Here is a 13,993-nt window from a genome sequence, read left to right as displayed (position 1 = left end):
CTTAATTTAAGTTAATGTTGACCAGAGACTTGATTCGAAACTTCATCGAGTGCTGATTTTAATTGAGCAGCAAACGTTTTGGCTTCTGAATCGGACATTGGAATGCCATCTTTTTTGGTGACAAAGAAAATATCTTCTGCACGCTCACCCAGTGTTGCAATTCTAGCAGAGTGAATATCTAAACCTTGCATCATAAATAAACCACCTACTTTGGCCAGTAAGCCCGGATGGTCAAGTGTTGAAATTTCAACCATATTTTGTTGTAGCGCGGCATTGAGGGTGATATCGACGGTATTTTCAATATCGAAATGGCGTAATTGGCGTGGAATACGACGCTGCATTAAGCCGGGATATTTATCTGATTGGCTCAGTGCTTTGACTAAGGCATCAATGACAGTTTTTTCACGTTCAGGATCGGTCAGCAAAGTACCAAAACGGTCTAGAACCACATAGGTATCTAAACTAAATGCAGTACTTGCGGTAATAATTCGGGCATCTTGAACATCAAGATTCATACGGTCAAATACAGCCACTGTGGTGGCAAATAAATTTGGTTGATCTTGTGTGTAAATAAAGATCTGTACGGCATCTTGTGCAGATTTACGATGTGCACGCATTAACACTAAAGGTTCAGAGTTGTTGCCATGCTGCAAGATTGCACGGGTATGCCATGCAATTTCATCTGCTGATTCCTTAATAAAGTATTCATCACCCAGTTCCTGCCAAACGGTTTCTACATCGTATAGGGAGAAATCATTGACCAAGAGTTCACTGGCTGCAAATTTAGTGTCTTCAATCAGCATTTGATAATCGACAGGGCGACCAAGACCGGTACGAATCACATCACGGGCATGAGTATAAAGTTGACGCATAAGCGATGCGCGCCATGTATTCCACAGTTTTGGATTGGTGGCATTAATATCGGCAACAGTCAGAGTATATAAATAATCTAGATGCTCCATGTCACCGAGTTTTTCAGCAAAGTCTTGTACCACATCTGGATCGGAAATATCTTTTTTCTGTGCGGTCATCGACATGAGTAAATGATTTTGAATGAGCCATGCAACAAGGTTGCATTCACGTTCAGTAAAGCCGTGGGTGCGACAGAAGTTAATGGCATCTTCTGCACCCAATTCACTGTGGTCGCCACCACGACCTTTGGCAATGTCATGAAATAAAGCGGCTAAATAGACAATGTCACGACGTGCCAGACGTTGGAATACTGAACTTACCACAGGAAAGTCTTTGGCAAATTCAGGTGCTTTAAAGCGGTTGAGGTTACGCAGCAATAATAGGGTGTGTGCATCTACGGTATAAATATGGAACAAGTCATATTGCATCAGTCCCATAATTTGCCCGAATGCAGGAATATAGTTACCTAAAACGCTATAGCGTTTCATCGCAACCAAAGTGTCATATAGACGATGTGGTGAACGAATGATTGCCATAAATAAGGCTTGATGTTCAGGATTATCTCTATAGCTTTGATCAATTCGTTTTGCAGCAAGTATGAGCAGACGTAAAGTACGTGCGCGAATGCCTTCAATCTCTGGGCGATTGGCTAAGATATAAAACAATTCTAAAATAGCACTTGGGCGTTCCGAAAAGATTTTATGATGTTGTACGGCAAGTTTGCCATCCACCAGTTTGAAGTGTTCGTTAATTTCTTCAATTTTACGTTCGTAGTTGGGTAAACGCGGGGTAATCACCGATTCATTAAAGTAGGCAAGTAGCATTTCATTGAGGGTTGAAACTTGCTGTGCGCTACGATAATAGCGCTTCATAAATTGTTCAATTGGGTAATTAGGTGATTTATCTTCTTCACGGGTATAGCCAAACAAAGCCGCGATATCACGTTGATAGTCGAATAATAAACGGTTTTCATCACGTTTGGTTAGGCGGTGTAAATGATGACGAATTTCCCAAAGAAAGCTTTCCGCTTCTTCTAAAACACCCAATTCAAATTCAGAAATAAAACCTAAATGTACCAGATCATAAATACGATTGACCCGAAAATGACGCTTTGCAATCCAGCCAATTTGGTTAATGTCACGGATACCACCCGGTGCATTTTTAATATCGGGTTCTAAATTACTTTCGGTATTGTTGTGTTGCGCATAACGTCTGGCTTGCTCATCCATTTTGGCATCAAAAAAGGTTTTATCAGTCCATGTTTGTGACACGATACGACGTGGCCATCTGGCTAAATTTTCATTACCAATAATTAAACGTGATTCAATCAGTGCCGTGGCAACAGTTAAATCATTGGTGGCTTGTTCTACACATTGTGAAATGGTACGCACACTAATGCCGGGTTTGAAATTACCCACGTCCCAAAGTGATGAAATAAACGTAGAAATCAATTTTTCTTGATCTGGGCTGAGGTCATCTTCCGATAAAATCATGATGTCGACATCGGAATACGGCAACATTTCCCGACGACCATAACCACCCACTGCAAATAAACCCAAATCCGTTTGATCGAGTTCTGCATGTTTCCATAGGAACTGTAGTGCTTCATCAATCAAATTGGAGCGGCTTAAAATGACTTCACGAATTGACTGTCCATTTTCAAAACCATCTTGAAGCTGTTTTTCAACATCTGTGCGCCATTGATTAATCGCCTGAATGTCATGGTTACTTTTAACGTAATTCAATAGCGGAGAGGTATTGATCATGAACAGTGGTCCGTAAATAAGGTGGCAAGTTTAGTTTTGTTGAACACTGACTTGAGTCGCAGTATGTAGTGCGAGTTCACGTGCTTGATCCGTTGTTTCAGCACGTGCGGTTGCAACGCCCATGCGACGACGTTTAAAACCTTCGGGTTTACCAAAAAGGCGAATATCGGTGTTTGGATTTGCTAAAGCAAGATTTAAGCCAGAAAATGAAAGATTGCGATCATCTACACCTGCGTAAATCACAGCACTTGCTGCCACACTATGGCGTGTTGTATTCACTGGTAAGCCTAAAATGGCACGTGCATGCAGTTCAAATTCACTTTGAAATTGTGAAGCAAGGGTCACAAGTCCTGTGTCATGTGGGCGTGGTGATACTTCACTAAACCATACTTTATCGCCTTTGACAAACAGTTCAACCCCAAAAATACCGCAGCCGCCTAAGGCGATTGTGACTTTATTAGCAATACGTTTTGATTCTTCTAATGCCGCTGGAGTCATGGCTTGAGGCTGCCAACTTTCAACATAGTCACCTGAGTCTTGACGGTGTCCAATTGGGTCGCAGTACTGGGTTTCAATTTCACCCGTTTCAGCATTTTTAGCACGTACAGTCAGTAAGGTAATTTCAAAATCAAAATCAATTTGTGATTCAACAATCACCGTGCCCTGATTTACGCGACCACCGGTTTGCGCATATTCCCAAGCGGCATCAACTTCGTCAAAATTTTTAACACGTGATTGACCTTTACCTGAAGAAGACATCACAGGTTTTACAAAGTTTGGATAGCCAATATCATCACAAGCTGCGCGGAAAGATTCCAACGTATCAGCGAAGCGATAAGCAGATGTCGGTAAACCTAATTCTTCTGCTGCAAGACGGCGAATGCCTTCGCGGTTCATGGTCAAATTAACTGCTTTAGCAGAAGGAATAACGGTGGCAATATTTTGTTGTTCGATGTCGACTAAAACTTGCGTCGCAATGGCTTCAATTTCAGGAATAATTAAATGTGGTTTTACTTGTTGAATCAGTTGTTTGAGTTCTTCAGCATCTGCCATATTTAAAGTATAGGAATAATGTGCAACTTGCATGGCAGGAGCATGATCATAACGGTCAGCAGCATGAACTTCTACACCTAGACGTTGTAAAGAAATCACCACTTCTTTACCTAACTCTCCAGAACCTAACAATAAAACTTTAAAAGCAGAAGATTGAAGGGGAGTACCAATGGTCACGCTCATATGAATCGTCCTTGCTAAAGTGGTCTTTTAGCATAGCAGAACTGTTCTGACTGTTAAGGCTTGATTCACATAAAATAATGATATTGTCTAACAATTTTATTTATAAAGTTTATTGAACTCTCCCTAAATCCCTCTTTATAAAAGAGGGAGATTTTTTAAAGGAGTTAAAATGAAACGGGCACATAGGTATAAACCAAACCATAGACCACAGCTGCTGTAAGTGTTGCCGCGACAATTTGCTTAAATTTAAAATATAGTCCTGCTAAAGTGATAAAACCGACCAGCATAGCAATGCTTTTATTGGGTGTTTCCATCAGCGGGGGGAGTGTTGCAACCACCAGCATTGAACTAATTGCGGCAATGCCAATACTGCCTAATGCAATTTTAATCCAAACAGAACCGCGTTTTTGTGAGTTTTGTTGATGTTTTTGAATGACATAAAATGGGCCAAAACGAGAAATGAAATTCGCAATTCCGACAATAATGCCGACCAAAATAATTTCAAGATTCATGTGATGCTCCAAACTCATCATCGTGTTGTTTTAAAACATAGTGCTTAAATAAGCCTGCCAAAATTCCCGATAAAATCCCAATAAAAATGGCAGCGGATAAATTAATAAAATAACAGGTGATGGCCGAAACAATTAAACACACAGCAACAATAAAAGTATGTTTCTTTTCAAATGCGGCAAGCAGGAAACTTAAGAACAGTGCAGGTAATAAGAAGTCTAAAGCCGCTTGTAAAAACTGCGGTAAAGAACTGACTTGGTCGGCAAATAAACCCCCTAAAAAAGAGCCTAAAGCCCAAGATATCCAACTAAATAAACTTAAACCCAACATCCAAGATTCAGACCATTCTTGACGACGTTGTGACAGTTTAATCATGCCAGAGGCAAAAACTTCATCAGTCAGTCCCCATGACCAAATGGCTGTTTTTTTCAAGTTTAATTTATCTTGGATTAAATTTTGTAAGGCTGGGCCATAAAGCACATGGCGAATATCTAATGCAATCACCGTCAGTGCAGTCATCCAAATAGATGTACCACTACCGAGTAAAGCCACCACTAAAAACTGGCTGGCTCCGGCATACATCGAACAGGATAAAAACAGCGCTTCCCAAGAGCTAAAGCCAAATTGGGTTGCAGAGACACCAAAAGCAAAAGAAACGGGAAGATAGGTAAAAATAATGGCTTGACTGTCTTTAGCGCCTTGCCAAAAGCCAGCAGCTTGTACTGGAGGGATTTTGTGCTCAGACACGACACACCTAAAGAGTTAAACAATGGGGCAAATGATGATTGAGTATTCTACCCGAATTCACTAGCATAGTGCCGAAATGTTTGTATAGGCAGCTGATATGTTTGCGTTCAAATCACGTGCAATAGTGATGGTTTCTGTACTGTGCAGTACTTTTGCATTACAAGCTTGTGGTCATTCTTCAGAACAACCTGAGCAAAAAGTTGAAATTAAGTCTGCACCTAAACTCACCAATGATGCGACCACTTATGCGCAACATGCTTGGAACTTCATCAATCAAGTGGATGGTTTGGTTTATGCGCAAAAATTGGACTTGTTAGAAGATCAAGTCCGTAAACCTGCGCGTAAGTTGAGCACCGATTGGCGTATTAATGTCAAAATGACGGATTCAGTGACTGAAGGTAAATATGCGTTATGCCGTAAAGCATTAACCAGTTTAGAAATTTGGGCACGTGAAAGTATTGATCAAACAAATTCGGTGGCACAAAAACAAGCCGATTATGAGCGTGATAAAGCACAATGTAGAGGTGCAATCGAACATCCTGAACTTGGAAATACAGATCCTAAAAAGAAAGGGGTTTGATGAAGATAAAACGAGGCAATGGCCTCGTTTTTTTGATCTAAATTTTGAAGGGAATATTTATATTTATAGTTTTAAGCAATGAGTAAGATGATAAAGCGATCACTTAATAAATATATTGAATTATCACCAAGTGATAATTTGTGTATAATAATAAATATTAAATCACTGGTTGGTTTTGTAATTATTAAATAAGTGGGGGTGTATAATATGTTTAATAAAGTGTTTTTTTCAATAAGTTTAATGGTCTTCCTGAGTGCATGTAGTAGTGTTCAAACGACAGCTACGACAGAAAAAGCACAATTGATTCCTGCTGCATCTTTAAATATTGAACGAGATATAGCACCTTGTCGCAATGGTTTTGATGAGGTGAATGTGTGTCAGTTGTTATCTTAACATAGCAACAGTTTTCCTTTTTGTTCCTAATTTAGTAGCACTTTAAACGTGTAGAAAGCTGATTCATGTTGTATGAGTATTTCAGCAAAAAAGTTCAATCGTTGATTGTTTCGCTGCAAGCGATAATGTTGATGAGAGGGCTTTTTTTTTGTCGATGCTAAATATACAACCTCAATTAAGAGCAAAGTGTAATTAGAGGATGTGTTGCTGAAAAAAACAACAAACAATAGGGGGTAATTTTAAATGAAATGAATAGCTTGGGTAAAAAATGGAGATTCTGTATATGATTAGTAATGAAAATAATTATCATTTATATTAGTATTCGGTAAATTTTTACCATGTCTCCCATTTATGCCGTCTTTTTTTGGTCATTCACATTTAGCTTTTAAACACACACATTCAGATCGAATTCTAAAGTTGAGTCTACTTAGCTTAATGATAGCGTGTGCTCATTCTACCTTTGCCAGTGAACATCTTGATTCAGCAGAAGGAAGTAGAACAACCGCAGTTCTTCCGACCATTGCTATTGAAGCCATGAGTGCACAAGATCCAGTAAAAACCTATGTCGACTACAAACAAGCCAGTGTGACGCGTAATGGCTTGGATAAAAAAGATATTCCACAGACCATTGATACGATTGATGTACAAAAATATAAAATCTATGGATCGAATGATTTAAGCGTCATGCTTCAAGGGACGCCGGGTGTTGATACGTCCTATGATATGCGTGGTGATGGAATTAAGCTGCGTGGTTTTCAGGCAGACATGAGTGATATTTACCGTGATGGTGTGCGTGAAAGTGGGCAAGTACGACGCAGTACCGCCAATATTGAACGGATTGAAATATTAAAAGGGCCGGCTTCTGTACTGTATGGGCGAAGTGCAGGTGGTGGCGTAATTAATATGGTGAGTAAATATGCCAATTTTGACTCGAAAAGCAGTGTTGGAATTTATACGGGATCATTTAATCATCTGGGAACCACGTTAGATGTCAATCAGGTTATTTCTGATCAATGGGCGGCGCGTTTAACCACCGATGTTTATAAAACGGATAGTTTCCGTCAAGGCATTAGCAGTGATGAGCTAATGCTGTCACCGAGTGTGAGTTTTAATAATCAAAAGGGTTTAGTTTGGACAGGGCAATATACGTATGACCGTTTGCACCGTATTCCAGATCGCGGACCCAATTTTTTTGAATTACCATCAGGAACGTCGCGTGACATGGGCTTCGCTCAAGACGGTGATTATGTCAATGATGTTTCCCAGACCTTACGTTCCGATTTAAGTTATACCTTTGCGCCAGATTGGACGGTGCATTGGGCAGCGAGTTATAGACAAGCCGATCAAGATTTTGACCATTTTTATGTAGGTAAAATGTGTGCGGAAAATCAGCCAGCCACCGCAACAAATAAGGGCTGTTATAAAGGATATATTGATCAAAACTATTATTGGCAGCAGACCAGCAATAAAACCACATCCACTACATTTGATGTGAAAGGCAAATTTAATACTGGTGCATTTCAACATCAGATGTTGCTTGGCGTAGATGTGTCTTATGAGCAACGTGAACCAAAACTATCCAATAAAAATAGCGATGGCTCTTTAATTTATGGATTTGTGAATCCGCTAACAGGGGATCGTTTTGGTAATCGGGCGGACAATCCGCTCATTACGCAGCATAATTATAATCAAGGCACAAGTTATGGGGTGTTTGCACAGGATTTAATCACCATTGTTCCAGAAGTGAAGTTGATGCTGGGACTGCGTTATGATTATTATAAAAACTCAACCAGCAATAAGTTGAAGTCTGAAACTGATCAGGATTATAAGCGTACTGTCAGTGATCAATCAGTCAGTCCAAATGTGGGTGTGGTTTGGCAGCCTGTTGAATCACAAAGTATCTATGCATCTTATAGTAAAAGTTTTGCACCCTTTGGTGGTCAAATGGGGATTAGCGTGATCAGCGCTTCACAAAATTTAAATACCTTCGACGCTGAACCACAATATAGTGACCAATATGAAATTGGGCTTAAAAGTGATTGGATGGATGAACGCTTAACCACGCAGTTTTCGGTCTATGATATTCGTAAACATAATATTCGTTATATTCCAAATAAGGATAAAGAACCCGATGTCTGGGCTGTTGGTGGTGAGCATCAGTCGCGTGGTGCAGAATTGAGCTTTATTGGTCGCGTACTGGACAATGTCTACGTCCGTGGTGGTTATAGTTTCTTGGATGCGACGGTTAAACAAAATAAAGAAAAACCTGAGCTAGTGGGCAATCGTTTAAAAGAAACAGCCAAGCAAACAGGAAATCTTTTTGTCCGTTATTTACCTACAGAGCAATGGTATGCTGAAATTGGCGTGACCAAGGTTGGCGATTCATGGAACGATGTAGAAAACACTCAAAAACTCAAAGGTTTTAACCGAGCAGACGCGGCCATTGGTTATAGTGCAAACCCTTGGAATGTCACTTTAGCCTTAACCAATTTAACCGATAAAGAGTACTGGCGTTCAAGTTCAATGCCGGGTACACCGCGAAGTGCTTTACTGCGTGTGAATTATGAATTTTAAGCCGCTATGTTAAAGCAAGTTTAACTCGCATCTGGCCATCTTAACAATTAAGGTGGCTTTTTTATGTTTGCTTAAAAGGCACTTTAATGTGTAATGCCAGTTAGCTAAGGAGTTTTGTAATAAATTCCTTAGCTTTTGAATTATTCACGACGGAGTCTTATATTTTTAAATCAAATACTTGGAGCTCATATGTTACTTTGGATAAGCCCAAAGTAACCAAAGGCATTGTCTCCGCAAAACTCGTCAAATATCTTTTATTGATCAATTCGTCGCAGAAACTGTACTTTTCAAAGTAGTCTTGCCTCGAACAGTTGCGGAAGACGTTTCCGTGTATCGAATAACATTATGAATTTAAAATAAAGAATCCAGTCAATTGATTAACTGATTTGCATTACCTTTAATGTGTATTAAATTCAGCAATAACATGTGCAATACGATGTAATTCTGCAAGGTCTAAAATTTCAATTTTCCGAAAAGAGAGACGCAAAATATTTTGCTTTTCTAAGGTCTGTAATTCCTGATTTACCGTTTGTCTAGAGCAGGTCAGCATTTGCGCCAATTGTTCCTGAGATAAATGAATGGTGTTTTTTTCAATCATCAGATGGTTGCCATAACCATTTAAAATAAACATCAGGCGTTGGGCTAAACGCTGCTTTAAGGTTTGCGTTTGAATTGAAATCAGTTCTAAAAAAGCAAAACGTAATTTCTGACTGGTTAATTGCGCAATGTGATACCAAAAAATGGGCTGTTCTTGGAGTAGTTTTTGAATTGCACCACTTGGAATATGCAAAATTAAACTTTTTTGAATGGCGATGGCATCGTGCGAGCGAGGTTGGGCATCGACTAAGGATATTTCACCAAACCACATAATTGGTTCCACAATTGCAGCCACCGATTCTTTACCTTCAATGTCAATATAGCCTAAGCGAACAGAGCCATTTAAAACGGCATAAAGACCATTAAAAGCATCACCCGAATGGAAAATGGCTTGTTCTTTGTCAAATTTTTGTTGAACCGCATGGCTCAAAATAAATGCTTTGAATATAGGTGGTAGTTGGGAGAACCACATATTATTTTCTAAATGATGGATATCCTTTGCGTCAAACACATAAATTCCTTTTTGCTGTAAGTTGTCATTTAGCCGACAACTTGGTCTTTCATATTTTTATATAGTAGAAGCATAGTGTAACAAGGAAGAATCACATGACCAAATTAGAACAGTTGCTGAGCCAATATGCAGCATATCACTTAGACCATAAAAATATTTTGACTCATTTTGTCGGTATTCCTTTGATTGTTTTTTCAATTCTTTGTTTAACCGCAAGAGCAGGGTTTGTGCTGTCAGGTATGGAGCTGACGCTGGCTTTGGGACTTATTGTGGTGACGAGTGTTTATTATTTTAGTTTGGATCGTATTTTTGCATTCATTATGTTGATTGTTTTGCTTGCTGCATATCCTTTGGCTTTAAAAATTGCTCATTTAGAATTTTCTGCTTGGTTAAGCTTAAGTATTGGAATTTTTGTGGTGGGGTGGGTATTTCAGTTTATTGGTCATTTTTATGAAAAGAAAAAACCAGCCTTTATGGATGACATTGTCGGGCTTGCAGTTGGCCCATTATTTGTCTTGGCGGAAATGGTGTTTATGCTCGGTTTTCGTAAGGAGCTAGAGCAACGTATGTTGGATCAGGCCCATGTATTACGTGCTGAAATGGATGCGAAGTCTATACATACCAGTTCTTAAGATGATTATTTTAAATATAAAAAAGCCAGTGAAATCCACTGGCTTTTTGTATATCTGATTATTTACTGGGTCTTCACTGCTTTATGGGTCTCAGTTTTAGCTTTGTGTGCATCTGCGCTTGCAACTGGAGCTGCTTTATGAGATTTATCAGCCATATTATTGGTTTTCATTGGATCATGTTTCATCATCTGATCATGTTTCCCCATTTGATCTTTTTTCATCATTTTGTCTTGTTTTGCCGTTTGATCGTGTTTCATCTTATTTTGTTTAGCCATTGCCGTGGCTGGGACACATTTACCACCTTTATGATTTGGGCCTGAACCACCTGCTAATGTTGTCCCTTGTGGGCACGCAAATGCAGTTGCGCTAAGCATTGTGAACAAGCCTGCTGCAATAAATGTGCTGATCTTTTTCATTTTCGATTATTCTATACAGGCATTAGTGCCTGTGATTAATTTATCGATAATACAGAACAATAAAAGTAATAATATTGTGTGAGATTCAAGTAGTTAGCGTATTCATTTGTCATTTAATGCTATTTTTAAGCTTAGTTTAAGCTAACAAAAAAGCCCTGATTTAAATCAGGGCTTTTCTATATTGGATACTACTTATACGTTAAAACGGAAGTGTAAAACGTCACCGTCTTGAACCACGTAAGTTTTACCTTCTAAACGCCATTTGCCAGCTTCTTTCGCGCCAGCTTCGCCGTTGTATTGAATGAAATCATCATAAGCGATACATTCAGCACGAATAAAGCCTTTTTCAAAGTCAGTGTGAATCACACCTGCCGCTTGAGGTGCCGTTGCACCGATTTTAACTGTCCAAGCACGAACTTCTTGTACGCCAGCAGTGAAGTAGGTTTGTAAGCCAAGCAATGAATAACCTGCACGAATTACTACATTCAAGCCTGGTTCTTCCATGCCCATCGCCTCTAAAAACTCAGCGCGGTCTTCATCTTCAAGTAAAGAAATTTCAGCTTCAATCTGGTTGCACAGGGGAACCACAATGGCATTTTCTTCAGCTGCTAATTTTTTAACTGCATCTAGATGTGGGTTGTTTTCAAAACCATCTTCAGCGACGTTAGCAATGTACATGGTTGGTTTTAAAGTCATTAAACCAAAACCACGAACCAATTTACGTTCGTCATCATCAAGGTTAGCTGCACGTGCTGGTTTACCTTCGTCAAGTAAAGGCTGAATTTTTTCTAAGATGGCTTTGACTGCAATTGCTTCTTTGTCACCACTTTTTGCAGATTTAGACAAACGTGTAATGGCTTTGGCAACCGCTTCAAGGTCAGCAAGTGCAAGTTCAGTATTGATGGTTGCAATGTCATCTAGCGGGTCAATTTTACCATTAACGTGAATTACGTTTTCATCTTCAAAACAACGAACAACGTGAGCAATGGCATCTGTTTCACGGATATTGGCAAGGAATTGGTTACCCAAGCCTTCACCTTTAGATGCGCCCGCAACCAAACCTGCAATATCCACAAATTCCATTGATGTTGGAATAACACGTTGTGGTTTTACAATCGCAGTCAATTTGTCTAAACGTGGATCTGGTACAGGCACAATCCCTGTATTCGGTTCGATGGTACAGAACGGAAAGTTTTCTGCAGCAATGGCAGCTTTAGTCAATGCATTGAAAAGTGTAGATTTACCCACGTTCGGCAAGCCGACAATACCGCAATTAAAACCCATGAAATGACTCACAACGTATGATTTAAAAATTGTGGCTGATTTTACATGAAAGCCATGACAAAGTCAGGTCATGGCTTTCATGTTTATTGAAAACAACTGCAAGGCAACGGGCTTTAAACTTTTCGTTTGTCTAGCTGATTGGCAAGCATGTCTCCAGCCAATTGTACCAACATCACTAAAATAATAAGCACCACAATCACGGCAAGCATGATTTGCATATCAAAACGCTGATAACCATAACGGTAGGCGATATCACCCAAACCGCCAGCACCAATGGCACCTGCAATAGCTGAGGAGTTAATCATGGTGACCAAGGTCACGGTAAAGCCTGCCACAATTCCGGGTAGGGCTTCAGGCAGAAGGACATGCCAAACAATTTGTTTACGGTTACACCCCATGGCTTGAGCGGCTTCAATCAACCCTTGATCGACTTCACGTAAACTGACTTCGGCAATACGGGCAAAGAAAGGGGTCGCTGCAATGGTGAGCGGAACAACCGCTGCCCATACGCCATAACTGGTGCCGACAATCAGTCGAGTCAATGGAATCAGTGCCACCATTAAAATCAGGAAGGGCACAGAGCGAGTCATGTTGACTAGCCAACCCAAAGATTGGTTAATACTTTTCGATGGATAGATGCCATGTTCCGAGGTATTGACTAAAATTACGGCCATCGGTAGACCAATCAGCAAGGCAAAAAATGCGGAAACGCCAACCATTAATAAGGTGTCGATGGTGCCAGTAAGCAAAAGATCAATAAGTTGGTCGTGCATAGCCCAATACCTCTACCTGTGCAATTTGATTTCTGAATTGTTGTTGTAGTTGTTGCAGATCAATATTTAAATCCGCCACGCCCACAATTAAAGTGCCGACCAAATGATTTTGAATGCTATCGATATGGCTTTGATACAAATGCACTGCATGGCCAAATTGATTTAAAAGATGGGAAAGGTCAGGAGAATGTTTGGCCTCACTGGCATATTTTAGTTTTAAAATACTGTGTGTGACCAAGTCATCTAATTCTGGATAAAGCGTAAATGGTAGATCCAATTGTTCAAGATTGAGCAACTCTTGGGTAATGGCTTGTTTAGGATTGGAAAATACCGACCAAACTTGTCCTGATTCCACAATTTCACCCTGATCAATCACCACCACTTGATCACAAATTTCACGAATCACCTGCATTTCATGGGTAATCAGTACAATGGTGATTCCCAGTTTTTGATTAATTTCCTTGAGCAGGGAAAGTACCACCGAGGTACTTTCAGGGTCGAGTGCCGAAGTGGCTTCATCGCAGAGTAAAATTTCGGGATGACTGACCAACGCACGGGCAATACCGACCCGTTGCTTTTGTCCACCTGAAAGCTGTGAAGGGTAATGCTCGGCTTTATCACTGAGTCCAACCAATTCAAGGACTTCATTGACTCGTTGTTCAATGTCCGCCTTGTTAAAGTTAGAAATTTTTAACGGTAGCGCGACATTTTCCCAAACGGTTTTCGCTGACATTAAATTAAAATGCTGAAAAATCATGCCCATTTTCTGGCGCAGCTGAATCAAGTCATGATGGTTTAATGCGGAAATTTCTTGTTGATGAATATGGATACTGCCTTCATTGGCCTGTTCCAATCCATTTAAGGTGCGCAGCAAAGATGATTTACCTGCACCACTTTTACCAATAATGCCCAGTATTTTGCCTTGAGGAATATCCAGATGGATATCTTTCAAGGCATGCACTTGCGTATTTTGCACATGGTAAAACTTATTCAACTGCCGAATTTTAATATGTGGTACTGAAAAGTCGATTTGTGAACCAAAACTTACCATTGTTATTCTCC

At 39.9% G+C, this 13,993-nt stretch carries 13 protein-coding genes; 4 read left to right on the top strand and 9 right to left on the bottom strand.

Going from position 1 to position 13,993, the window contains the following annotated elements; genetic code table 11:
• Positions 1 to 11 precede the first annotated feature (11 nt).
• From glnD to B9T30_RS01420, 4 genes are all read right to left on the bottom strand, one after another.
• Entirely contained in the window at positions 12 to 2,678 is a 2,667-nt protein-coding gene (glnD, locus tag B9T30_RS01435; protein ID WP_086183449.1) for a [protein-PII] uridylyltransferase, read from the bottom strand.
• A gap of 30 nt (positions 2,679 to 2,708) precedes the next feature.
• Positions 2,709 to 3,914, bottom strand: a complete 1,206-nt coding sequence (gene purT, locus B9T30_RS01430) for a formate-dependent phosphoribosylglycinamide formyltransferase (RefSeq protein WP_086183448.1) — start codon at positions 3,912 to 3,914, stop codon at positions 2,709 to 2,711.
• Positions 3,915 to 4,078: 164 nt separating this feature from the next.
• Positions 4,079 to 4,426, bottom strand: a complete 348-nt coding sequence (gene ygaH, locus B9T30_RS01425) for an L-valine transporter subunit YgaH (RefSeq protein WP_086183447.1) — start codon at positions 4,424 to 4,426, stop codon at positions 4,079 to 4,081.
• A complete protein-coding gene (locus B9T30_RS01420) occupies positions 4,416 to 5,171 on the bottom strand; it encodes an AzlC family ABC transporter permease (RefSeq protein WP_086183446.1) in 756 nt (251 codons plus the stop codon). The genes ygaH and B9T30_RS01420 overlap by 11 nt, the downstream gene beginning before the upstream one ends.
• Before the next feature lie 97 nt (positions 5,172 to 5,268).
• Between B9T30_RS01420 and B9T30_RS01415 the strand changes: the two genes are divergently transcribed.
• From B9T30_RS01415 to B9T30_RS01405, 3 genes are all read left to right on the top strand, one after another.
• Complete coding sequence (locus B9T30_RS01415) at positions 5,269 to 5,751, top strand: hypothetical protein (RefSeq protein WP_086183445.1); 483 nt, start codon at positions 5,269 to 5,271, stop codon at positions 5,749 to 5,751.
• Between the two features lie 207 nt (positions 5,752 to 5,958).
• Positions 5,959 to 6,144 carry a hypothetical protein gene (locus B9T30_RS01410; RefSeq protein WP_086183444.1) on the top strand — a complete coding sequence of 62 codons (186 nt, stop codon included), beginning with the start codon at positions 5,959 to 5,961 and terminating at the stop codon, positions 6,142 to 6,144.
• A gap of 351 nt (positions 6,145 to 6,495) precedes the next feature.
• Complete coding sequence (locus B9T30_RS01405; protein ID WP_086183443.1) at positions 6,496 to 8,718, top strand: TonB-dependent receptor; 2,223 nt, start codon at positions 6,496 to 6,498, stop codon at positions 8,716 to 8,718.
• A 397-nt stretch (positions 8,719 to 9,115) separates the two neighbouring features.
• Here the strand turns inward: B9T30_RS01405 and B9T30_RS01400 are convergent, their stop codons facing one another.
• Entirely contained in the window at positions 9,116 to 9,826 is a 711-nt protein-coding gene (locus B9T30_RS01400) for a Crp/Fnr family transcriptional regulator (protein ID WP_413772545.1), read from the bottom strand.
• A 95-nt stretch (positions 9,827 to 9,921) separates the two neighbouring features.
• Here B9T30_RS01400 and B9T30_RS01395 point away from each other — a divergent pair, with 95 nt between their 5' ends.
• The gene (locus B9T30_RS01395) at positions 9,922 to 10,458 is read left to right on the top strand and encodes a DUF962 domain-containing protein (protein WP_086183442.1); all 537 of its coding nucleotides are present in this window, start codon (positions 9,922 to 9,924) and stop codon (positions 10,456 to 10,458) included.
• Positions 10,459 to 10,520: 62 nt separating this feature from the next.
• Here the strand turns inward: B9T30_RS01395 and B9T30_RS01390 are convergent, their stop codons facing one another.
• From B9T30_RS01390 to B9T30_RS01375, 4 genes are all read right to left on the bottom strand, one after another.
• Positions 10,521 to 10,874 (bottom strand): hypothetical protein, encoded by a 354-nt coding sequence (locus B9T30_RS01390; RefSeq protein ID WP_086183441.1) that lies wholly within the window; start codon positions 10,872 to 10,874, stop codon positions 10,521 to 10,523.
• A gap of 192 nt (positions 10,875 to 11,066) precedes the next feature.
• On the bottom strand, positions 11,067 to 12,158 hold the full coding sequence (ychF, locus tag B9T30_RS01385; RefSeq protein WP_086183440.1) for a redox-regulated ATPase YchF: 1,092 nt from the start codon (positions 12,156 to 12,158) through the stop codon (positions 11,067 to 11,069).
• 113 nt (positions 12,159 to 12,271) lie between these two features.
• Positions 12,272 to 12,931, bottom strand: a complete 660-nt coding sequence (locus B9T30_RS01380) for a methionine ABC transporter permease (RefSeq protein WP_086183439.1) — start codon at positions 12,929 to 12,931, stop codon at positions 12,272 to 12,274.
• Positions 12,912 to 13,982, bottom strand: a complete 1,071-nt coding sequence (locus tag B9T30_RS01375; protein ID WP_086183438.1) for a methionine ABC transporter ATP-binding protein — start codon at positions 13,980 to 13,982, stop codon at positions 12,912 to 12,914. Before B9T30_RS01375 ends, B9T30_RS01380 begins: the two co-directional genes overlap by 20 nt.
• Positions 13,983 to 13,993: the final 11 nt, after the last annotated feature.

Source organism: Acinetobacter sp. ANC 4973, assembly GCF_002135275.1.
GTDB classification, from domain to species: domain Bacteria; phylum Pseudomonadota; class Gammaproteobacteria; order Pseudomonadales; family Moraxellaceae; genus Acinetobacter; species Acinetobacter kyonggiensis.
The sequence above is the reverse complement of the archived record's forward strand: the minus strand, read 5'-3'. Positions and strand labels throughout refer to the sequence as shown.